We start from the raw sequence: 23006 nt of genomic DNA on the forward strand, positions 1-23006 counted from the left end.
ATAGGTGTATTTGTTATCTAATAAATTATGAAGGGTGTTAAAATTGTCCTTGACATAGGGCCCATGTTAATCTTAAATATATTATTTTTTGTAGACCGCCGCCCCCTTTTGTGAGAAAAAACACCGAAGTTTTGCCTACCTATTAAGCCTCATAAATGGCTTAAAATAAGGGTTTTAAGAAAAAACTTAAAAAAAGGAAGTGAAAAAATGGGGAAAAGAGGACCTAAGCCCGGAACGGGTGGAAGACCTAAACAGACGATAGATAAAAAATTCAGCAATAAGGCGGCTCTTATGAAAGGTGATAAAGCTGAATTAAATACAATCTGTTTAGTAGATAATAAAACAGCATTATCAATATATAATAATACAATCGAATGGCTAAAGGGTTTAAATTGTTATGAAGATGTTCCTAATCACCTTATAGAAGAATATGCTTTATGTAAAGCAAGGTGGCTTGAGTGTGAATTGGAAATACAACGGAGTGGCTTAACGGCTGAACACCCTACAACTAAGAAACCGACAAAGTCATTTTATACTGAAATCAGTATGAATTATTTAAAACAAGCTGATATAGCTTATAATGCTATTGTTGAAATAATAAGGCTCAAATCACCACTTTCCGCCGCTGTAAAAGATATAGACCCAATGGAAAACCTTTTAAACGAAACTAAGGTATAAAGAAGGTGTAGAATGAAAAATTTAATAAACGATTATAAAAATGGATTAGATGAAATATCTGTACTTTTGCAAGAATTAAGAGCATATACAACTATAAAAGGTTTGGATAAAAAGACAGTAGAAGATATTATAAATCATATAGAAAATATTACTGATGAATTATGTAACATACATTTTAAATCTAATTCATTTCCGGAGTGTACAAGCATAGAGGAAATGAAACTATATAGAAAAATATCTGAAAAATTGTATAGTTCATTACAAGAATATTGTAATATAGTTATTAAAACCGATTTTGAATATATGTTTAATGATTTACAAGAAGATAAGCTGAATAAAATATTTCGCCGCATTTCTGAATTGTTTGCGTTGTCTATGGGATTTATTACTTCGGCAAAAAAATATTGTAGAGATAATAATATATTTGATTTGATGATATATAATTCTTAAAATTTATAAAGTTACAGGTAGATTTAACAGGAGGACAAAGAAATGGAACAATTAAAAGCACTTCAAGAACAAGTTGAACATTTGACAAAATTAATTAAAGAACTTGCAAAACCGGATATATATGATTATATAGATGAAAATATGCCGGAATGGGCAAGAAAGCCTGTTCAAGCGGCGGTAGACAAAGGCATTTTAAAGGGTGACAAGGAAAACGGTTGGGGACTTACATATGAAGATTTAAAAGTTCTTACTTGGATGCATAGAGCAGGTATATTTTAAATTATTACTCTGTTAAAAAAGTTCAGAGAATATGCAATTATAGCATATTTTCTGAACTTTTTTGTTAAAATTCTTTTAAATCGTTATTTGTATTTTCAATAGTTTTAAAAATGTTTTCGAGGTTGTCGGCTAAAATATTAAATAAAGCTTTGGCTTGCTTGTGTTCCCATACAATGGCTTGACGGTCATTTGGAGTATCAACGTTATATTGGTTAAAATAATTTTCTCTTATAATTTCAATTAAAAATTTAATATCAGCTATTTTACCGACTGTAAGACTTAAATTATCTTTTATTTGAATTTTATCTGACATTTTAATATACCTCCGTGCTTGACATATTCGAGGCGGTAATATATAATTTAAGTGTGTGATATAGTTACCGCCCCTTGTGGTGGTGCTTGCCTTGTATGAGTTGGTAGCTTATACAAGGCTTTTTTCTTTTATGATAATTGCAAGGTTATTACTGCCCCGTAATTCATAAAACGGGTGTAATGCCCTCTGACCTCTTTAAAGACGGTTTTAAGGCTGATACCTGCTGATATGACATAAGCAAGATTACGGGGAATATAACCTATTTTGTAAGCGACAGACCTATTTACACTTATCATAACGGCTATGGCGTTGTTATCGTGTAAATTTGCCTTGTCACGTTCAAGCCATACTCTTACTTGATTAGGACGGTATGCCGCCGCAATGCGTGCAAGTGCCTTTTGTCTGTTCCCTTTGGTTACTCCGGCAATCTTGCTTTCAATGGTGTTGCCTTTTATCAGTTCCCAAGCCTTTTTAAATGCGGCGGAAAGTGTTAAGCCCATTTTCTTCAATCGGTTTGCCATAGTTGCAACTATGCGGCGGATTGCGTGAATGTTCTTCATTGTGTTTCGCTCCTTTCGTTTTTTTTATGTAGTCAACCTTGACTATGGTTATATTATACTACTTGTACAACTATAATACAATATACAAATCATACAAACTTGTACAAGTATTTTTATATAAAATTCTACTTGTACAACATAAAAAACTATGTTATAATATCTTTAGATTAAAGATTATATTTAATCTCATGTAGTGTCGGGAGTGACTGGGCGGTTGTTCTGACTTACGGGGAAAGGAACAAGATATAATGAGTGAAAGCACTTTAGTATTAATTATTTTGTTTTTGCTTGTATATGTGATAAAAAAATAAGCCGCCCACTTCTGCAAAAGTGAACGGCTTGGGGTAGAAGTTTTCTTCTACTTTTAAAGTTTTCATAACAGCAGAATGACCGTTAAGTCACTCCTTTATCTACTTGTATTTTATCAAAAAGTATAGGTATTGTCAAGGGGTGATAATATGACTGAATCTAAAGGAAATTCACAAACAAGAGCAAAAAATAAATATAATTCAAAAAATTATGATAGTTTAAGAATAGTAGTTAAAAAAGGTAAAAAGGCTATTATAAGCCAATATGCACAAGAACAAGGAAAAAGTATAAATGGACTTGTAAATGAACTTTTAGAGGACAAAATACCACAATTAAAAGTATTGAAAGAAAATAGAACAGAATAAAAGCCGCTTTATGCGGCGGAATGTTCAACCTATCCACCGCCATAAGCGGCTTTTTATTATGCCCGAAAGTATACAAGCAAATATATTAAAAAGGCTTTAAAGGCTAAATATGCGGCTTATACGGATAATAAAATTGAAATTATAATATTTATGTCTAAAAAATATATGTCAAATCGTTTGTTATGCGGTTTGGCTTTTCTTTTTATGTGACAAATTTATTAAATAATCTGAATAAGATATTTTTGCAATTTTGAAAGCAATAAAGGACAAATAAAGGACAAAATCAAAAAATTGCTTGATGATAAGAAATATATAAGGATAAACAAAAAGCCCCCAAACAAAGCTATATAGCCAAATTCGGGGACAATTCCTTGGAGCTAACGAGCGGAGTCGAACCGCCGACCTCTTCATTACCAATGAAGTGCTCTGCCTACTGAGCTACGTCAGCATTATTACAATACTGTATAAAATGCGTTACACACATATTTCATCTGTGTTTTAGTAACTATATTATTATATTATACAAAAAAGAGTTTGTCAATACAAAAACATTAAAAAAGGAGATTGAATTTCAATCTCCTTTACATCTTATCACGCATTATTTCTTCAAGTTCATCATAATTAATATTATTATCATCATAAACGCTCAAATCTTTTTGAGATTTATTTTTTGTCTTAAAATCTTCGTGGTCTTTCTTTGCGTCGGCAATATTATGAATATTAAGTTCGTGCCAACGTTTTAAAATTGAGTTGATATATGGAAACGAGAGTTTTGTTGTCTGCATAATGCAATACTCATATGCAAGTTCAACCATATCTTCATCCATCAAAAATTTATCGTGCCACGTTTTTAGATAATTTTCTTCTGTTTTTGAAAGGTTTCTGTTTTCAATACCGAAAAGCTTTCTGATTTTATATTCGTAGCCGTTTTTCTCTTTTTCGGCTGTTATAAATTTATCGGCAGCGTCTATAGTGAATATACCGTTTTTATTCCACGATATGGCTACTTTTTCGATATAGTTCATATTTTTTTTGCCGTTTGAAACACAGTATTCAAGCAATATTGTTATAACTTCCGGTGAAAGCTGAAGTTCATCATAAAAATAATAAAGTGTTTCAATTTCACTGTTTGTAAGTGTTTTACCGAGTATTTCCTGTGCAAGTAAGCATAAATCGGCAAGTTCTTTATTTTGAGTCATAGCATTTGAAACTTGGTCTATACTCTTTTTACTTGGACTGCTTTCTGTATTTTGAATAGGCTCGGCTTGTCTTGTGGAAATGCTTACGTTCATATTTTCTTCTTTAGCGGAAAAACTGATATTTCCGCTGTCTTTATCATATTTCAAAGCACCTTTTTTATTCCAATAGTCAAATGCGTTTATAACATCGCTTTCAAGCAAATTAAGCTGACTTGCAATACTGCTTGCGGACATTTCATATCCGTAAACCGCAAGAGACAGTGCAAGCAGGTATACTTTAACATAAGCACCGTTTGCCTCAGGCATATAATTTTCTATAAAATCCACCGATACGGGGATATAATCAATATTACAACTAAATTTAAGCATAACTAAAAATCTCTCCATATAAGTTATTTGGGCTGATGAAAAACTGTCGCTAGCCTTATTTATATATTATATATCAGTTTGAGTCAAAATGCAAAGATTTATGAAAAAAATTCTAAAATAATACGGTATGCCTCTTGACATACCGTATTATTTGTGATAATATAATAAACTGTATCTTAGACTTAAAATCGGGATACTATCCAATAAATTTCACATTATCATTGTATGTATTATAGCATGAATATATACAAAATGCAACCCCAATTTTTTGGAGAGAAATTTAGGATAAAAGGAAAAATACTTAAACTACTATTATGATGATGAGGTGATTTAAGAAAATGGTGCATGAAGTAGAAGTAGGAAAAAATGTGCGTCTAAGCTATTCGAAAATTAAAGAAGTTTTGGATATGCCTAATCTTATAGAGGTACAGAAAGACTCCTATAAGTGGTTTCTTGAAGAAGGTCTAAAGGAAATATTCCACGATATTTCTCCTATAACAGACCACGCCGGTAAGCTTGTACTTGAATTTTTTGATTACAGATTGGATTACAATTCAAAGTACAGCGTTGAAGAATGTAAGGAAAGGGATACAAAGTATGCCGCTCCTTTGAGAGTAAGCGTAAGACTTATTAACACTGAAACAGGCGAAATTAAGGAACAGGAAATATTTATGGGTGATTTCCCTCTAATGACAGAGCAGGGAACATTCGTTATTAACGGTGCTGAACGTGTAATCGTCAGCCAACTTGTACGTTCACCGGGTATTTATTACGAATTTGAGCGTGATAAGACAGGTAAACCGCTTTACAGTTCAACAGTTATTCCTTACAGAGGTGCATGGCTTGAATATGAAACAGATTCAAACGATGTTTTCTCGGTAAGAATAGACAGAACAAGAAAACTGCCGGTAACAGTTCTTTTAAGAGCAATGGGACTTGGTTCAAATGCCGAAATACTTGACGTATTCGGTGAGGATATAAGACTTCTTGCAACATTTGAAAAAGATACTACGGAATCAAGAGAAGAAGGACTTCTTGAAATTTATAAAAGACTTCGTCCGGGTGAACCTCTTAACGTAGAAAATGCAGAATCACTTATAATGAATATGTTCTTCGATCCGAGAAGATATGATCTTGCTAAGGTCGGAAGATATAAATTTAATAAAAAGCTTGCTATTTCGGCAAGAATTAAAGGCAAAACACTTGCAGAACCTGTTGCAGACCCGAGAACAGGCGAAATAATCGCTAATGAGGGTGACGCAATAAGTGCGGATTTGGCTATGCAAATCGAAAGAGCAGGTGTAAATCAGGTTGAATTGTTTGTTGAAGGTAAAAAGGTAAGAGTATTCTCTAACAATATGATTTACCTTGACGAGTATGTTGACTTTGAAGTTGAAGATTTTCCTGTTAAAAAGGTTAGAAAAGCAATTATTGAAGAAATACTTGAAAATGCCGAAACAGAAGATGAAATCAAGGAACAGCTATGGGCAAGAATTGATGAACTTGCTCCTAAGCATATAATTATCGACGATATGTTTGCGTCTGTAAACTATTGTCTAAACCTTGCTAACGGCATAGGTAATGTTGATGACATCGACCACCTTGGAAACAGACGTGTTCGTTGTGTTGGTGAACTTCTTCAAAACCAATTCAGAATTGGTCTTGCTCGTATGGAAAGAACAGTAAGAGAAAGAATGTCAACACAGGAACTTGAAATTATAACACCTACATCATTAATTAATATAAGACCGATAATTGCGACAATAAACGAATTTTTCGGTTCATCACAGTTGTCACAGTTTATGGACCAGAACAACCCTCTTGCCGAACTTCGTCATAAGAGAAGAATTTCAGCACTTGGTCCGGGCGGTCTTTCAAGAGAAAGAGCCGGATTTGAAGTTCGTGATATTCACTATTCTCACTACGGCAGAATGTGTCCTATCGAAACTCCTGAAGGTCCTAACATCGGTTTGATTACATCACTTGCAACATTCGCAAAGATTAATCAATACGGATTTATTGAGGCACCTTACAGAAAAGTTGATAAGGAAACAGGTCGTGTAACAGATGAAATCGTTTATATGACAGCCGATACCGAAGATGAATTTGTAATCGCGCAGGCGAACGAACCTCTTGATGAGGAAGGACGTTTTATAGATAAAAAGGTTTCTGCCCGTTATAGAGATGAAATCTTGGAAGTACCGGGTTCAAGAATTGACTATATGGATATTTCGCCGAGACAGCTTGTATCGGTTGTTACGGCTTGTATCCCATTCCTTGAAAACGATGACGCTAACAGAGCACTTATGGGTTCTAACATGCAGTGTCAGGCAGTGCCTCTTTTGACAACGGATTCTCCTATCGTCGGTACAGGTATCGAACATAAGATAGCTAAAGACTCCGGTAGTGCCGTACTTACAAAGGAAGACGGTGTAGTTGAAAAAGTTGCCGCAGACCAAATCGTAATTAAGGGTGACAGCGGTATCAGACATACGCACAAACTTATTAAGTTTGCACGTTCAAACCAAAGCTGTTGTATCAACTACAGACCTATCGTTAAAGAGGGCGAAAGAGTTAAGAGAAACGACATAATCGCCGACGGTCCTGCTATGGATAACGGTGAACTTGCACTAGGTAAGAATATTCTTATCGGTTTTATGACTTGGGAAGGTTATAACTACGAGGACGCTGTTCTTATCAGTGAAGAACTTGTTAAAAATGATGTGTTCACATCAATTCACGTTGAAGAATATGAATGTGAAGCACGTGATACAAAACTTGGTCCTGAAGAAATTACAAGAGATATTCCTAACGTATCGGAAGATACTCTAAAGGACCTTGACGAACAGGGTATTATCAGAATCGGTGCGGAAGTACACGCAGGTGATATTCTTGTCGGTAAAGTTACACCAAAGGGTGAAACAGAGCTTACAGCAGAAGAAAGACTTCTTCGTGCAATTTTCGGTGAAAAGGCAAGAGAAGTAAGAGATACATCACTTCGTGTTCCACACGGTGAACAGGGTATAATTATAGATGTTAAGAAGTTCACAAGAGAAAACGGCGATGAATTGTCACCGGGCGTAAATGAAGTTGTACGTTGTGTTATCGCTCAAAAGAGAAAGATTTCTGTCGGCGATAAGATGGCAGGCCGTCACGGTAATAAGGGTGTCGTTTCAAGAGTATTGCCGCAGGAAGATATGCCATTCCTTGAAGACGGTACACCACTACAAATCGTTCTTAACCCTTTGGGCGTGCCTTCTCGTATGAATATCGGTCAGGTGCTTGAAATGCACTTGGGCTACGCATACAGATGTCTAAGCTTAAAGACTCGTGAACAGCTTGAAAATACAATTATTGACGATAATTTCAGACAAAATATAATTGACGCTAAGTCAAAGGCAAGAGAAGGAAGATTTATTAAACTTGCAACTCCTGTATTTGACGGTGCACAGGACGAAGATATAAAACTTGCATTTAAAGAGGCAGGTTTAAGACCTGACTTTAAGTCAGTCGTATATGACGGACGTACGGGTGAAAAGTTTGATAACCCTGTTACAGTCGGTGTCATGTATTACTTGAAACTTCACCATCTTGTTGATGATAAGATTCACGCACGTTCAACAGGTCCTTACTCACTTGTTACTCAACAGCCTTTGGGCGGTAAAGCTCAGTTCGGCGGTCAGCGTTTCGGTGAAATGGAAGTTTGGGCTTTGGAGGCTTACGGTGCCGCTTATACATTGCAGGAAATCCTGACAGTTAAATCTGACGATATTGTCGGTCGTGTTAAGACATACGAGGCAATCGTTAAGGGTGAAAATATTCCTAAGTCAGGTATTCCTGAATCATTTAAGGTACTTGTTAAGGAACTTCAGTCACTTGCACTTGATATTAAGATTCTTAATCATAATATGGAAGAAATCGACCTTGACGCATCATTTGAAGATGAGGACGAAGGTGTTGTAAGCGAAGAACTTGTACAAACAATGGAGGACAAGGACGGAATTACAGATACTTTTGATGAAAATGATCTTAATGATGCAAGTATGGTTTTGGATGATTCAGACGAAAATGATTTCGGCGTTGATGATTCTGATGATATTGATTTCGGCGATGACGACGAAATATAATCATGACGTGTGAATAGACTATGGAGGTTTTTAGATGTTAGAATTTAACAGCTTTGAGGCAATTAAAATCGGTTTAGCTTCTCCCGAGACAATACTAAGTTGGTCACACGGTGAAGTTTTAAAGCCTGAAACCATAAACTACCGTACTCTTAAGCCTGAAAAGGACGGATTATTCTGTGAAAAGATTTTCGGTCCTACAAAGGATTGGGAGTGTCACTGTGGTAAATATAAGAAAATCAGATTTAAAGGAAAGGTCTGCGAACGCTGCGGAGTTGAAGTAACAAAAGCAAAAGTAAGACGTGAAAGAATGGGACATATTGCTCTTGCAACTCCTGTTTCACATATTTGGTATTTCAAAGGTGTTCCGTCATCAATGGGACTTATCATTGACCTTTCTCCAAGACAGCTTGAAAAGGTACTTTACTTTGCATCATATATTGTAACTGATCCGGGTACTTCAAACCTTATGCAAAATCAGATTCTTTCAGAGACTGAATATCGTGAGGCATATGAAAAGTATGGAGATAAGTTCAAAGCAGGTATGGGTGCAGAGGCTATCAAGACTTTGCTTGAAAGAATTGATCTTGAAGAACTTTCAAGAGAATTAAAGGAAGAGCTTGACGCTACACAAGGACAAAAGAAAGCAAGAATTATTAAAAGACTTGAAATTGTAGAGGCATTCAGACTTTCGGGTAACAGACCTGAATGGATGATTATGACTGTTATTCCGGTAATTCCGCCGGAACTTAGACCTATGGTACAGCTTGACGGCGGACGTTTTGCAACGTCTGACCTTAACGACCTTTACAGACGAGTTATAAACAGAAACAATCGTTTAAAAAGACTTCTTGAACTTGGCGCTCCTGATATTATTATCAGAAACGAAAAACGTATGTTACAAGAGGCTGTTGACGCACTTATCAATAACGGTCGTCGCGGAAGAACTGTAACAGGACCGGGTAACAGACCGCTAAAATCACTTTCGGATATGCTTAAAGGTAAGCAGGGACGTTTCCGTCAAAACTTGCTTGGTAAGCGTGTTGACTACTCAGGTCGTAGCGTTATCGTTGTAGGTCCGGAAATGAAGATTTATCAGTGCGGTGTGCCAAAAGAAATGGCTATCGAATTGTTTAAGCCTTTCGTAATGAAAGAACTTGTATCTCGCGGACTTGCACATAATATAAAGAGTGCAAAGAGAATGGTTGAGAGAACAAAGCCGGAAGTTTGGGACGTTCTTGAGGACGTAATTAAGGAGCATCCTGTACTTCTAAACCGTGCGCCTACACTTCACAGACTTGGTATTCAAGCATTTGAGCCAAAACTTGTTGAAGGACGTGCTCTAAAACTTCATCCGCTTGTATGTACGGCTTATAACGCCGACTTCGACGGTGACCAGATGGCTATCCACGTTCCTCTTTCACCGGAGGCACAGGCCGAGGCACGTTTCCTAATGCTTTCAGCAAATAACTTGCTTAAACCGCAGGACGGACACCCTGTAACTGTTCCTACACAGGATATGATTTTGGGTTCTTACTACCTGACAATTCAAAAGGAACATTATGACAGAATTATTGATACAATTCTTGATGATGAACCTAAAATCAATGTATTAATCGAAAGACTTTCTGATATGGAACAGGAAGAAAACGTTGTTATATACAATGAAGAAGAACCAATCAAGAGCTTTACTGATGTAAGAGAGGCTCTTAAATATATGAGAGAGTTGCCGGAAGTTGCAATGAATGAAACAGAAATTCACGCAAATCCTGTAACTTTGGTATTACCTAATAAATCACTTCAAATTTCACTAAAGAAATTAATAAGTGAGGCTAAGAAACTTGTAATAAAGAAGTATACTACATTTGATGAGGCACTTCTTGCTTATTATAACCACGAAGTAACTCTGCACGAAAGAATTCTTGTTGAAGTTACAAAGAAGATTAACGGAGTAGAAAAGTCAAAACTTATCGGTACAACTGTCGGTAGAATTATATTCAATAATAATATTCCTCAGCATATCGGTTATATTGACAGATCAAATCCTGAAAATGAATTTGACCTTGAAATCGACTTTGTTGTAGGTAAGAAACAGCTTGGTAAAATTATTGATAAGTGTATCAGAGTTTGCGGTACTTCAGAAACAGCCGAAGTGCTTGATAAGATTAAGGCCACAGGTTATAAGTATTCTACAAGAGGTGCTATAACTGTTGCCGTATCAGATATCGAAGTTCCTGAAAAGAAACAAGTTATCCTTGCTGACGCTGAAAAGCAAGTCGAAGGAATTATGCAAAAGTATCAGATGGGTCTTCTTACAAATGAAGAACGTTATCAACAGACAATTAAAATTTGGGCAAAGGCTTCATCTGATGTCACAGACGCCATGATGGAACACCTTGGTGAGTTCAACCCAATCTTTATGATGGCTGACTCAGGTGCCCGTGGTAGCGTTAACCAAATTCGTCAGCTTGCAGCTATGCGTGGACTTATGGCGGATACACAGGGTAGAACAGTCGAAATTCCTATCCGTGCTAACTTCCGAGAAGGTCTTAACGTACTTGAATACTTCATTTCATCACACGGTGCGCGTAAAGGTCTTACAGATACAGCTCTTAGAACAGCCGACTCAGGTTACCTTACTCGTCGTCTTGTTGACGTATCACAGGATGTTATCGTTCGTGAAATCGACTGCGGTACTGATGAAGGCGAATGGGTAACTGAAATCACTGACGGTAAAGAAAGTATCGAACCGCTATATGACCGTATCGTCGGCCGTACAGCTATGCAGGATGTTATTCACCCTGAAACAGGCGAAGTTCTTGCAAAGAACGGTGAACTTATAACAGACGTACAGGCTAATAATATTGTTAATGCCGGTATCGAAAAAGTATATATCAGAAGCGTACTTACTTGTAAGTCAAAAATTGGTGTTTGTGCTAAATGTTACGGTACAAACCTTGCTACAGGTGAACTTGTTAATGTCGGTGAGGCAGTTGGTATTATTGCCGCACAGTCAATCGGTGAACCGGGTACACAGCTTACAATGCGTACTTTCCACGCCGGCGGTGTTGCGTCAGGCAGCGATATTACACAGGGTCTTCCTCGTGTCGAGGAACTTTTCGAGGCAAGACGTCCAAAGGGTCTTGCTATAATCTCAGAAATCGGCGGTACAATTACTGTAACAGAATCAAAGCGTAAGAGAGAAGTTACAGTTGCCAATGACCAGACAGGTGAAGCTAAGACTTACACAATTCCATACGGTTCAAGTATTAAAGTTCATGACGGTGACGTTATTGAGGCGGGTGACGAACTTACAATGGGTTCTGTAAACCCTAATGATATTCTTCATATCAGAGGTCCTCATGCCGTTCAGGTTTATATCGCACGTGAAGTTCAGAGAACATACCGTATGCAGGGTGTTGACATCAACGATAAGCACGTCGAAGTTATCACACGTCAAATGTTGCGTAAGGTTAGAGTTGAAGAGGCAGGCGAAACTGATCTTCTTATCGGTTCACTTGTTGATAGGTTTGAACTTGAAGAGGCAAACGAGAGAGTTAAGGAAAAGGGCGGTACTGAATTTGCAACTGCATCTCCTGTACTTCTTGGTATCACTAAGGCTTCTCTTGCAACCGAATCATTCCTTTCAGCCGCATCATTCCAGGAAACAACAAAGGTTCTTACAGATGCAGCTATTAAGGGTAAGGTTGACCCACTTCTTGGTCTAAAGGAAAATGTTATCATCGGTAAACTTATTCCTGCCGGTACAGGTATGAGTATGTATAAAGATATTAATATTACTATCGACGGCGAAGAAGTTGACAACGAAGAAATAGAATAAAATAATTATGAACTGCTGTGAATTTTCACAGCAGTTCATTTTGTTTAAAAAAATTATATATAAAACTGATATAAATAGGCTGCTTTTTGTGCAAAAGGAAGAATTAATCATTAAAATGATATAAATTTAACATATAGGCTTGTATATTTTATAAATTTGATGTAAAATATATATAAATGGGCATATACTATGCTCACTCAAAGATAAAAAAATATATATATTTTTTAGGAGGAATTTAAAATGGCAGTTAAAGTTGCGATTAACGGATTCGGACGTATTGGACGTCTTGCATTCAGACAGATGTTCGGCGCAGAGGGTTATGAAGTTGTTGCTATCAACGACCTTACAAGCCCAAAGATGCTTGCTCATCTACTAAAGTATGATTCATCACAAGGTAAGTATGAAAAGGCTGATACAGTTTCAGCAGGTGAAGATTCAATCACAGTTGATGGTAAGGAAATCAAAATCTACGCTTTCCCTGATGCAAATAATTGTCCATGGGGCGACCTTGACGTAGACGTAGTTCTTGAATGCTCAGGTTTCTATACATCAAAGGAAAAGGCTCAGGCTCATATCAATGCCGGTGCTAAGAAAGTTGTTATTTCAGCTCCTGCAGGCAACGACCTACCAACAATCGTTTACAACGTAAACCACGAAACACTAAAGAAGGGCGACAACATCATTTCAGCTGCTTCTTGTACAACAAACTGCTTGGCTCCTATGGCAGACGCACTTAACAAGTACGCTCCAATTCAGTCAGGTATCATGTGCACAATTCACGCTTACACAGGTGACCAAATGACTCTTGACGGTCCTCAAAGAAAGGGTGACCTAAGAAGATCAAGAGCTGCTGCTGTAAACATCGTTCCTAACTCAACAGGTGCTGCAAAGGCTATCGGTCTTGTTATTCCTGAACTAAACGGTAAGCTTATCGGCTCAGCTCAGAGAGTTCCAACTCCAACAGGTTCAACAACAATCCTTACAGCTGTTGTTAAGGGTGACGTTACAGTTGACGGTATCAACGCTGCTATGAAGGCTGCTTCAAACGAATCATTCGGTTACAACACAGATGAAATCGTTTCATCAGATATCGTTGGTATGAGATACGGTTCACTATTCGATTCAACACAAACAATGGTTGCTGAAATCGGTGACGGTCTTTACGAAGTACAAGTTGTTTCATGGTATGATAACGAAAACTCATACACATCACAGATGGTTAGAACAATTAAGTATTTCTCAGAAAATTGCTAATCACAATTTGAACTTTTTTAAACAACTGCCTTTATGGCAGTTGTTTTTTTATGCTTGAATTTTCTGCAAAACTTCGTAGCGGCGATCATTGACCGCCACTTTTTTGTCTTTTATATTGACACAAATTAAAATTTAATTTATACTATTGTTATAGTAAAAAAGAAAAAGGGGATAAGTATGAGATTGCCTGAAAAATTTGAGGACAGAATGAAAAAAATGCTCGGAGATGAGTATGATGATTTTATAAAATCAATGGACGAAACTCCAATATTTACGGGAATACGCATAAATACATCAAAAGTCGGTGCAAAAGACGCAGTAATCAAAGAATTTGGTGAACTTCAGAATGTATCTTGGTGCAGCGACGGATTTTATGCGGATAAGTCTAAAATTTCAGGTAATCACCCTTATCACCTTGCGGGACTTTTTTATTTTCAGGAGCCGTCCGCAATGTCAACCGTATCGGCTTTGAATATTGAAAGTGACGATTATGTACTTGATTTGTGTGCCGCACCCGGCGGTAAGGCTACTCAGGCAGGTGCTTTTATCAGCAAAAACGGATTGCTTGTAGCAAATGAAATTGTAAAAAATCGTGCAAATATATTGTCTGACAATATAGACAGATTTGGTTTGACTAATGCAGTAGTCACAAATGAAACACCTCAAAAGCTGGCTGAAAAATATGTGCATTTTTTTGACAAGATTATAGTTGACGCACCGTGCAGCGGTGAGGGAATGTTCAGAAAAGAGCCGCAGGCAGTGGACGAATGGAGTGTTGAACATACGGTTTCGTGCGGCGTAAGACAGAAACATATACTTGATTGTGCAATGAAAATGCTTAAAGGCGGCGGATATATTGTGTATTCAACGTGCACATTTGCACCGGAGGAAAATGAGCAGGTGTGTGCGTATATGCTTGAAAATTATAATGTGGAACTTGTAGAACCGAATAATCTTGATATGCTGTCTAAAGGCAGAGGGGAGTGGTCAAATTCCGACTATGATATGAGCAAAACGCGAAGAATTTTTCCTCATAAAAATAACGGTGAGGGACATTTTGTGGCACTGTTTCACAGTTTGGACAATTATGAAAGTGAAGTAAGTAAGCCTAAAAAAACAAGTATGACGGATGCCGAAAAGGTGTACAGACAATTTGAAAAAGAGTTTTTGAATACAGAACTTGACGGTGAATTTTGTCTGTTTGGAGAACAGCTTTACTTGAAACCGAAATGTATTGACGTTGATAAAATTAAGGTTGTCAGAAACGGTCTTAATCTCGGAATATATCGTAAAAACAGATTTGAGCCGTCATATGCGTTGTGTTTGGCACTTAAAAAAGAAGATTTTAAGAATACCGTTGATTTTGAATGTGACAGTGAAGAACTTAAAAAGTATCTTATGGGTAATACAGTCGAATGTGATAAAAAAGGTTGGTGTGCCGTAACTGTAAACGGTTATCCGATAGGTTGGGGAAAAGCGTCAAACGGAATACTGAAAAATCATTTTCCTAAATATTTGAGATTGAAAAGATAGGGAGAAAAATTATGAATTTGTTTGAATCTGAACGTAAGGTTATGGATGTTTTGTGGCGTGAGGGCAGTATAACCGCAGGTGAAATTGCAAAAATACTTAATATTGATATTGGCTGGAACAGAAACACTACATATACGGTGATAAATAAGTGCATAAAAAAGGGTTATATATCGCGTGGAGAGGATAAATTTCTTTGTACCCCTGTTATAACGAAAGATGAAGTAAAAAACGATGAATTGGAAGAATTGATGAAAAAATATTTTGATAATTCACCCGTAAAACTTTTTACTTCTGTTGTAAATTTGGCAGATAAACAGGAACTAAAGAAAATGAAGAAGATTATAAAAAATACCGCTAATCTTTAGATATTAGCGGTATTTTAATTTTTAGTCTTTTATTAATTGATAAAATTCATTACGCAATTCGTGGTCGGTGTCAAAAAGACCGCGTATAGCACTTGTGCGTGTTTTAGCACCGCGAGCCTTGATACCGCGAGCTGTCATACAGCTATGCTCACCCTCAACAACAACGATTACGTCCTCAGTATCGCAAACCTTTTGAATAACTTCGGCAATATCCGAGCAGATACGTTCTTGAAGCTGAAGTCTTTTTGAAACCATATCGCATATGCGGGCAATCTTTGAAAGACCGATAACCTTGCCGTTCGGAATATATCCGACGTGGCAATGCATATTGTACATAAGTGCAAGGTGATGTTCACAGTGACTGAAAACTTCAATATCTTTAACGATTACAAGGTCGTTTGAGTCAACCTCAAAGCACTTGTTAAACATTTCAGCAATTTCGTCATTGGTGTATCGCATACCCTCAAAAATTTCGTCATACATATGCGCAACGCGGTCGGGAGTATCCTTTAATCCCTCACGGTCGGGGTCGTCGCCAAGTTCTGTAAGAATTGTGCGTATAGCCTCTTTTATCTTTTCGTGATTAAATTCTTTTTTCATTTAAACACCTCTTTCTTCCGGATCCCAGATAACCTTGTGAAGTTGAATTTGAAATGTTGCGTCACAAAGCACAGGCTCTTTAAGCATTATATTGACAAGTTTTTGTGCGTCATACATTCCGTAAACCGCACCGAGATAAATATGCGGCATTTCGGTATAAACTTGTTTTAACTTCTTGACTATATCAATAGTCAAGTTCATATCTTCGTCAGAGCCTATAACGAATTTGATAACATCGCAAGGCCGTAGATTAATAAAATTATTCCAAATCATTTTGTCGGTCATACCGCTTGACGGAAGTTTGTAGTCGATAGTAAAAAACAAATTATCCGACTTCGGCACTTTGCCGAGAAAATCAACTATATCAACTGCGCCGTTCGTTTCAATATTAACATCACAGCCGATTTCGGTCAGTTTTGAAACAAGCTCCGCACTGTCGGTATGAACAAGAGGCTCACCGCCTGTAAGCGTAACACGCTTGTAAGTCATATTCACCTTTGAAATAATTTCATCAACAGTCATTTCAGTATATTCACAAGGCGTTTCTTCACCGAACAGTGAATAAACCGTATCGCAGTACGAACAGCGTAGGTTACAGCCTGCAAGGCGTATAAATGTTGCACATTGTCCTGTTCGTATGCCCTCGCCGTCAATACTGTCAAAAATTTCGATTACTTTCATTTTGATTTTCCTTATAATAGTTTTATTTTAACATCATCTTTGATGTAGCTTGCAATGTTGTCCTGACTTTCCTGTACGTCAACACGATAACAGAATGGTGCAAGCTCATCGCAAATGTATTTCGCCAAGTTTTCGGCAGTAGGATTGAACGGTACAACTTCATTAATAACCTTGTGGTCAAACTTGTCTTGAATTTTGCGTTTGATGTGTGTAAAATCAAGAACCATACCGTTTTTGTCAAGAGTTTCACTTTGAAGATATACGTCAATTATCCAGTTGTGACCATGAAAATTCGTGCATTTTGAGTCGTAGTCAAGGTCTAACTTGTGTGCCGCACTTATTTCAAATCTTTTCTTTACTTCGTACATTTTTTCATCTCCATATATTGTTCGTAACCGCGTCTTCTGAGCGTGCATGACGGACAGTGTCCGCAGCCTTCGCCGAGTACGCCGTTATAACAAGTAAGTGTTTCGTTGTAAATAGTGTCAAGTACACCCAAATCGTCAGCCATTTTCCAAGTTTCAGCCTTATTCAGCCACATAAGCGGTGTGTGGATAACAAAATTGTAATCCATAGCAAGATTGATTGTAACATTAAGAGATTTAACGAAAATATCACGACAATCCGGATAACCAGAAAAATCTGTTTCGCATACGCCTGTTACAAGGTCTGTTATGCCGTGAGTTTTTGCATATATAGCGGCATAGCTTAAAAACAATAAGTTTCTGCCCTCAACAAATGTATTCGGCGGTGCACCCTCCGGCTTTGTTTCCTCAACGGGAATATCTTCACGCGTAAGTGAATTTGCGGAAAGCTGATTTATAATAGGCGTCGGAACGATTTCATAAGGAATACCGACTTTTTTACAAATCTTGTCTGCACATTCAAGCTCAAGCTTGTGACGCTGACCGTAGTCAAAACCTATTGCAGATACATTTTCTTTACCAAATTTGTCTATTGCCCAGAACAGACAAGTTGTACTGTCCTGACCGCCCGATAAAACAACAAGTGCTTTTCTGTTTTTCATTTTAATCCTCCATTTATTTTAAGCTGTCAAACAATCTGTTTTCAGCGATTTTTTCATATTTAGTACCCGGTTGACCGTAGTTTGCAAACGGATAAATAGATATGCCGCCGCGCGGTGTGAAAATACCTTTAACTTCAAGATATTTCGGCTCCATAAGTTTAACAAGGTCTTTCATTATAATATTGATACAGTCCTCGTGAAAATCACCTTGATTTCTGAAACTGAAAAGATACAGCTTTAATGATTTTGATTCAACCATTTTCACGTTTGGAATATAGTTGATAGTGATTTTTGCAAAATCCGGCTGACCTGTGATTGGACAAAGCGACGTAAATTCGGGACAGTCAAACGTTACCATATAATCGTTGCCTTGGTGCTTGTTTACGAATGTTTCAAGTACCTCCGGTGCGTATGTGTCCTTGTAGACTGTTTTTTTGTTACCTAAAAGTGATAAACCCTCTGTTTCTTCTTTGTTTCTCGGCATAATAAACTCCTTTTATTCCATTAACCATTTCATTTTTTGAGAGGTTGCGTGAGTCATAATTTCTTCAAGCTTTTCTCTGTCACTGTTTTCGACCGCTTCGGCAATCTTTCCGAGACTTGCCTGCATTTCGTGTATTCTGTTTACAAGCTGTTCCTTGTTTTCAACGAAAAGTTCGCTCCACATTTGAGCGTTTATAATCGCGACTCTTGTACAGTCACGCAAACTTCCCGCACTGAAAAACGTTGAACGTTCAATCATAGGATTGTCGCAAAGAGCAACGGCTACAACGTGCATAAGCTGACTTGTGTATGCGATTACCGCGTCATGTTCTTCCGGTGTTGTTGTGACAACGTGCTTACAGCCGATATATTCGGCAAGCTCACGAATAAGAGCAATATTTTCGGGTTTGTTTTTCTTTGTCGGCGTAATCAGAAATGACGCTTTGTTGAAAAGTGTGTCGGTCGAACTTTGATAACCGCCGACTTCACGTCCTGCCATAGGATGTGCGCCGATAAAGTCCACATTGTCGGGAAGTATTTTAGACATTTCATCAATCATAAAACCCTTAACACCGGAAACGTCTGTTATAACCGCACCCGGTTTGATGTGTGACAAGTTGTTTTTAACCATATCGACATTAAGCTGCGGATAAAGACAAAGTATGATTAAATCAGCATTATCCATTACTTCGCCTACGTCCGAACTTCCTTCGTCTATTGCACCGTCCTGCTTTGCAAGTAAGACAGTTTCGGATGTTCGGTTGTATGCGGAAATTGTGCAGTTGTGAAAACCGCGAAGTCTGCGTGCGATTGAACCGCCGATTAAACCCAAACCAATTATTGCTACTTTCATTTATTTTCACTCCGTTCTACCATAATTCAAACTATATTTTATCACAAAATTCGCAAATTGTGAATATATATATTAAAATTTTATATTTTTACCTGTCGGCTATTGACGATATATATGTTGAAATGATAAAATATTAAATTGAATACTTATAATTTGAAATAGGAGATTAGTATGTGGAGTGCAGATAAATGGGAGCAGTACAGACTTATAGACAGTGCTGACGGAGAAAAACTTGAATATTGGGGAGATTATCTTTTAAGACGTCCCGACCCACAGGCAGTCTGGAGTTTGAAATCGGATAAAAAACTTTGGAATAAGGCTGACGCTTGGTATCACCGTTCAAAATCGGGCGGCGGAAAGTGGGAGTACTTGAATAAGAAACTTCCCGAGCGTTGGACTGTTAATTATCGCAATTTGACTTTTAATATAAAGCCTATGGGATTTAAGCATACAGGACTTTTTCCCGAACAAGCTGTAAATTGGGATTGGTTTTCAGAGCTTATAAAAAAGGCGGACAGACCTATAAGAGTACTTAACCTTTTTGCATATACAGGCGGTGCAACAGTTGCGGCACTTGAAGCAGGTGCGGAAGTTGTACACGTTGATGCGTCAAAGGGTATGGTAACTTGGGCGAAAGAAAATGTTGTGTCGTCGGGACTTGGCGACAGACCGGTAAGATATATTGTCGATGACGTTGTTAAATTCGTGCAGCGTGAAAACAGACGTGGTCGTCAGTATGACGCAATAATTATGGATCCGCCGTCATACGGCAGAGGTCCGTCGGGTGAGGTTTGGAAGATTGAAAATGAACTTTATCCGTTAATTGAAGAATGTATGAAAATTCTTTCGGATAAACCATTATTTTTCCTTATAAATTCATATACGACAGGTCTTAGCGCACAAGTGCTTATAAATGTACTCTCTATGACCGTAGGCAGAAAATACGGCGGTAAAATCACTGCCGATGAAATCGGACTTACAATGAAATCAAATAATCTAGTCCTCCCATGCGGTATCAGCGGACGCTGGCAAGAATAAAATTGCCCACAGCACTACTTTTCACTTGGGGCAGTACACCTCGTACGGCACCGCAAGTTTCAAAGCAGCACTGTGAACAATTTTATTATAGTTTGCCCACAACACTACTTTTTGCTTACAGTACAAAATAAATTTAAAGGAACAAATTAAATGATAGAAACAAAAAATCTTTCTTTTATTTACCGTGAAGAAGATATGGAAAGCGGAGAGATAAAAGAGGAAAAAGTTTTAAAGGATATTAACATTGAAATAGAAAAAGGTTCTTTTACCGCCATACTCGGTCACAACGGCAGCGGAAAATCAACTCTTGCAAAACATTTTAATGCTATACTTTTGCCGTCAGGCGGTAAGGTATATGTAAAGGGTATGGATACGGCTGACGAAAATAATATATTTAATATACGTCAGTCGGCAGGTATGGTTTTCCAAAATCCCGATAACCAAATGGTTGCGGCACTGGTTGAAGATGAGGTGGCGTTTGCACCCGAAAATCTCGGTGTTGAGCCTAAAGAGATACGCAGACGTGTTGACGAGTGTCTTGAAATAGTCAATATGACAAAGTATGCCCAGAGTTCACCGTCAAAGCTTTCGGGCGGTCAAAAGCAGAGAGTGGCGATTGCGTCGGTGCTTGCAATGAATCCCGAAATACTTATACTTGACGAGCCGACAGCAATGCTTGACCCAAAAGGCAGAAGTGAAGTTATAAAGACGATAAAAATGCTTAACGAAGAAAAAGACATCACAGTTGTGCTTATAACTCATTATATGGACGAAGCGGCACAGGCGGACAGAACCGTTGTTATTGACGATGGTGAAATTGTGCTTGACGGTACGCCGAAAGAAGTATTTAAAAATGTTGAAAAATTAAAGTCACTCGGTCTTGATGTTCCGCAGGTTACGGAACTTGCGTATGAACTTCGTAAAATGGGGATAGAAATTTCAGATGATGTGCTGACTGTTGATGAGTGTTTTGATGAAATTATAAGAATTTTGGGAGAAACAAAAAGATGATAAAAGCAGAAAACGTTAATTATATATATCAGCAGGGAATGCCTTTTGAACGTCAAGCACTTTATGATGTGAATATTGAAATTGAGGACGGTTCGCTTGTTGCACTTATCGGTCATACAGGCAGCGGAAAATCAACGCTTATTCAGCACTTCAACGCACTTGTAAAACCGACTTCGGGCAAAATTATTATTAACGGTATTGACGTTACCGCTCCGAAAGCCGATTTAAGACTTGTCAGAAAAACAGTCGGACTTGTGTTTCAATATCCCGAACATCAGCTTTTTGAAGAAACTGTATATAAAGATATTGCATTCGGTCCTAAAAATATGGGATTCAGTGATGAAAAAATTGATAAAAGAGTAAGAGAAAGTGCCGCACTTGTCGGACTTAAAGAAAAGCATTTAACGCGTTCGCCGTTCGACTTGTCGGGCGGTCAAAAAAGAAGGGTTGCAATAGCCGGTGTGCTTGCAATGAATCCGAAAGTGCTTATACTGGACGAGCCGACCGCGGGACTTGATCCGAAAGGCAGAGATGAAATACTTGCAACGATAAAAAAACTTCACGAAGAAAACAAAGAAATGATAATTATATTCGTTTCACATTCAATGGAGGACGTTGCAAAAACCGCCGAACGTGTAATCGTTATGAATGACGGACACGTTGAAATGCAGGGAACGGTTGCGGAGGTGTTCGCACAAGCGGAGCATTTGCAGAAAATCGGTCTTAATGTACCGCAAGTAACATTGCTTACCGATAAACTGCGACTTGCCGGTTATGATTTGCCCGAGCATATTTATACGGTAAAATATGCCGCGGACGCAATTAAAAAATTAATCGGAGGTGGCGGCAATGTTTAAAGATATAATAATAGGACAGTACGTTCCGGGTAATTCACCGCTCCATAAAATGAATCCGCCCGTAAAAATAATAATGACGATACTTTACATAGTATTGTTGTTCATTTTAAAAAATCCGATTTCATATGTCGTATTTACGATTTATACAATAACATTAATTCTTATAAGCGGTGTACCTTTTAAAATGATATTAAAAGGCTTAAAGCCAATGCTTTGGATATTTATTTTTACGGCGGTACTTAATGTGTTTATGACGCCGGGTGATACGGTATGGGCACTGAAGATATTTAAGTTTACTTTAAAGATTACAAAAGAGGGTATCGAATCCGGTTCACTTATGGTTATAAGGCTTTTGTATCTTGTAATGGGAACGTCACTTCTTACGCTTACAACGTCACCTTTACAGCTTACGGATGGAATAGAAAAACTGTTAAAACCTTTCAATAAAATAAAAGTTCCGTCACACGAAATTGCAATGATGATGACTATTGCAATAAGATTTATTCCGACGCTTGCCGAAGAAACGGACAAGATTATGAAAGCACAAATGGCAAGAGGTGCGGACTTTGAAACAGGGAATATAATAAGACGTGCAAAGGCTATGATACCACTTTTGGTACCGCTTTTTGTAAATGCGTTCAGACGTGCCGACGAGCTTGCAACGGCTATGGAGGCAAGGTGCTACAACGGCGGCAATAACCGTACAAAAATGAAAGAAACGCATATGACTAAAGTCGATTTGGGAGCAAGTATCGTATTTGTTTTGGCGGCTGCTCTTATTATGGCGGTAGAATTTTTAATTGAAATTTAGTAATGG

The 23006-nt window shown here is 37.7% G+C and carries 22 protein-coding genes and 1 tRNA gene; 13 read left to right on the forward strand and 10 right to left on the reverse strand.

The window, feature by feature from the left end; translation table 11 throughout:
- Positions 1-207 precede the first annotated feature (207 nt).
- The 3 genes from LKE05_RS13130 to LKE05_RS13140 are packed head-to-tail and all read left to right on the forward strand — an operon-like array spanning position 208 to position 1407.
- Positions 208-678 (forward strand): hypothetical protein, encoded by a 471-nt coding sequence (locus LKE05_RS13130; protein ID WP_308457129.1) that lies wholly within the window; start codon positions 208-210, stop codon positions 676-678.
- A gap of 12 nt (positions 679-690) precedes the next feature.
- On the forward strand, positions 691-1128 hold the full coding sequence (locus tag LKE05_RS13135; protein ID WP_308457130.1) for a hypothetical protein: 438 nt from the start codon (positions 691-693) through the stop codon (positions 1126-1128).
- 42 nt (positions 1129-1170) lie between these two features.
- The gene (locus LKE05_RS13140) at positions 1171-1407 is read left to right on the forward strand and encodes a hypothetical protein (RefSeq protein ID WP_308457131.1); all 237 of its coding nucleotides are present in this window, start codon (positions 1171-1173) and stop codon (positions 1405-1407) included.
- A 64-nt stretch (positions 1408-1471) separates the two neighbouring features.
- Here the strand turns inward: LKE05_RS13140 and LKE05_RS13145 are convergent, their stop codons facing one another.
- Entirely contained in the window at positions 1472-1720 is a 249-nt protein-coding gene (locus LKE05_RS13145; RefSeq protein WP_308457132.1) for a hypothetical protein, read from the reverse strand.
- A 128-nt stretch (positions 1721-1848) separates the two neighbouring features.
- Entirely contained in the window at positions 1849-2280 is a 432-nt protein-coding gene (locus tag LKE05_RS13150; RefSeq protein WP_308457133.1) for an HIRAN domain-containing protein, read from the reverse strand.
- Positions 2281-2738: 458 nt separating this feature from the next.
- Between LKE05_RS13150 and LKE05_RS13155 the strand changes: the two genes are divergently transcribed.
- A complete protein-coding gene (locus LKE05_RS13155) occupies positions 2739-2954 on the forward strand; it encodes an antitoxin (protein WP_308457134.1) in 216 nt (71 codons plus the stop codon).
- Positions 2955-3326: 372 nt separating this feature from the next.
- Here LKE05_RS13155 and LKE05_RS13160 read toward each other — a convergent pair.
- Both LKE05_RS13160 and LKE05_RS13165 read right to left on the reverse strand, forming a co-directional pair.
- Positions 3327-3402, reverse strand: a tRNA-Thr gene (locus tag LKE05_RS13160).
- Positions 3403-3535: 133 nt separating this feature from the next.
- Entirely contained in the window at positions 3536-4522 is a 987-nt protein-coding gene (locus tag LKE05_RS13165) for a DnaD domain protein (RefSeq protein WP_308457135.1), read from the reverse strand.
- 338 nt (positions 4523-4860) lie between these two features.
- On the opposite strand from LKE05_RS13165, the gene rpoB reads away from it, so the two are divergent.
- From rpoB to LKE05_RS13190, 5 genes are all read left to right on the forward strand, one after another.
- A complete protein-coding gene (rpoB, locus tag LKE05_RS13170) occupies positions 4861-8649 on the forward strand; it encodes a DNA-directed RNA polymerase subunit beta (protein WP_308457136.1) in 3789 nt (1262 codons plus the stop codon).
- Between the two features lie 34 nt (positions 8650-8683).
- Positions 8684-12487, forward strand: coding sequence for a DNA-directed RNA polymerase subunit beta' (gene rpoC / locus LKE05_RS13175; protein WP_308457137.1), 3804 nt, complete (start codon positions 8684-8686; stop codon positions 12485-12487).
- A 240-nt stretch (positions 12488-12727) separates the two neighbouring features.
- Positions 12728-13741, forward strand: coding sequence for a type I glyceraldehyde-3-phosphate dehydrogenase (gene gap, locus LKE05_RS13180; protein WP_022229272.1), 1014 nt, complete (start codon positions 12728-12730; stop codon positions 13739-13741).
- Between the two features lie 177 nt (positions 13742-13918).
- Entirely contained in the window at positions 13919-15274 is a 1356-nt protein-coding gene (locus tag LKE05_RS13185; RefSeq protein ID WP_308457138.1) for an RsmF rRNA methyltransferase first C-terminal domain-containing protein, read from the forward strand.
- An 11-nt stretch (positions 15275-15285) separates the two neighbouring features.
- Positions 15286-15639 carry a BlaI/MecI/CopY family transcriptional regulator gene (locus LKE05_RS13190; protein WP_022229270.1) on the forward strand — a complete coding sequence of 118 codons (354 nt, stop codon included), beginning with the start codon at positions 15286-15288 and terminating at the stop codon, positions 15637-15639.
- Between the two features lie 21 nt (positions 15640-15660).
- Here LKE05_RS13190 and folE read toward each other — a convergent pair whose 3' ends face one another.
- Genes folE through LKE05_RS13220 form a run of 6 tightly spaced genes read right to left on the reverse strand, consistent with a single transcriptional unit; the run spans position 15661 to position 19283 of the window.
- A complete protein-coding gene (gene folE, locus LKE05_RS13195) occupies positions 15661-16239 on the reverse strand; it encodes a GTP cyclohydrolase I FolE (RefSeq protein WP_308457139.1) in 579 nt (192 codons plus the stop codon).
- Complete coding sequence (locus tag LKE05_RS13200; protein WP_147514783.1) at positions 16240-16920, reverse strand: radical SAM protein; 681 nt, start codon at positions 16918-16920, stop codon at positions 16240-16242.
- A gap of 11 nt (positions 16921-16931) precedes the next feature.
- Positions 16932-17288, reverse strand: coding sequence for a 6-carboxytetrahydropterin synthase QueD (gene queD, locus LKE05_RS13205; protein ID WP_022229267.1), 357 nt, complete (start codon positions 17286-17288; stop codon positions 16932-16934).
- A complete protein-coding gene (gene queC, locus LKE05_RS13210; RefSeq protein ID WP_308457140.1) occupies positions 17276-17947 on the reverse strand; it encodes a 7-cyano-7-deazaguanine synthase QueC in 672 nt (223 codons plus the stop codon). The genes queD and queC overlap by 13 nt, the downstream gene beginning before the upstream one ends.
- 13 nt (positions 17948-17960) lie before the next feature.
- A complete protein-coding gene (gene queF / locus LKE05_RS13215) occupies positions 17961-18431 on the reverse strand; it encodes a preQ(1) synthase (protein WP_022229265.1) in 471 nt (156 codons plus the stop codon).
- Positions 18432-18443: 12 nt separating this feature from the next.
- Entirely contained in the window at positions 18444-19283 is an 840-nt protein-coding gene (locus LKE05_RS13220; RefSeq protein ID WP_308457141.1) for a prephenate dehydrogenase, read from the reverse strand.
- Positions 19284-19454: 171 nt separating this feature from the next.
- Here LKE05_RS13220 and LKE05_RS13225 point away from each other — a divergent pair, with 171 nt between their 5' ends.
- The 4 genes from LKE05_RS13225 (at position 19455) to LKE05_RS13240 (ending at position 23000) form a co-directional block, all read left to right on the forward strand.
- Positions 19455-20321, forward strand: a complete 867-nt coding sequence (locus tag LKE05_RS13225; RefSeq protein WP_022229263.1) for a class I SAM-dependent methyltransferase — start codon at positions 19455-19457, stop codon at positions 20319-20321.
- Between the two features lie 150 nt (positions 20322-20471).
- Positions 20472-21332, forward strand: a complete 861-nt coding sequence (locus LKE05_RS13230) for an energy-coupling factor transporter ATPase (protein ID WP_308457142.1) — start codon at positions 20472-20474, stop codon at positions 21330-21332.
- Complete coding sequence (locus tag LKE05_RS13235) at positions 21329-22189, forward strand: energy-coupling factor transporter ATPase (RefSeq protein WP_308457143.1); 861 nt, start codon at positions 21329-21331, stop codon at positions 22187-22189. Before LKE05_RS13230 ends, LKE05_RS13235 begins: the two co-directional genes overlap by 4 nt.
- Complete coding sequence (locus LKE05_RS13240; RefSeq protein ID WP_118446343.1) at positions 22182-23000, forward strand: energy-coupling factor transporter transmembrane component T family protein; 819 nt, start codon at positions 22182-22184, stop codon at positions 22998-23000. The genes LKE05_RS13235 and LKE05_RS13240 overlap by 8 nt, the downstream gene beginning before the upstream one ends.
- Positions 23001-23006: the final 6 nt, after the last annotated feature.

Origin of the sequence: Hominilimicola fabiformis (assembly GCF_020687385.1) — a bacterium.
Lineage (GTDB): Bacteria > Bacillota > Clostridia > UBA1381 > UBA1381 > Hominilimicola > Hominilimicola fabiformis.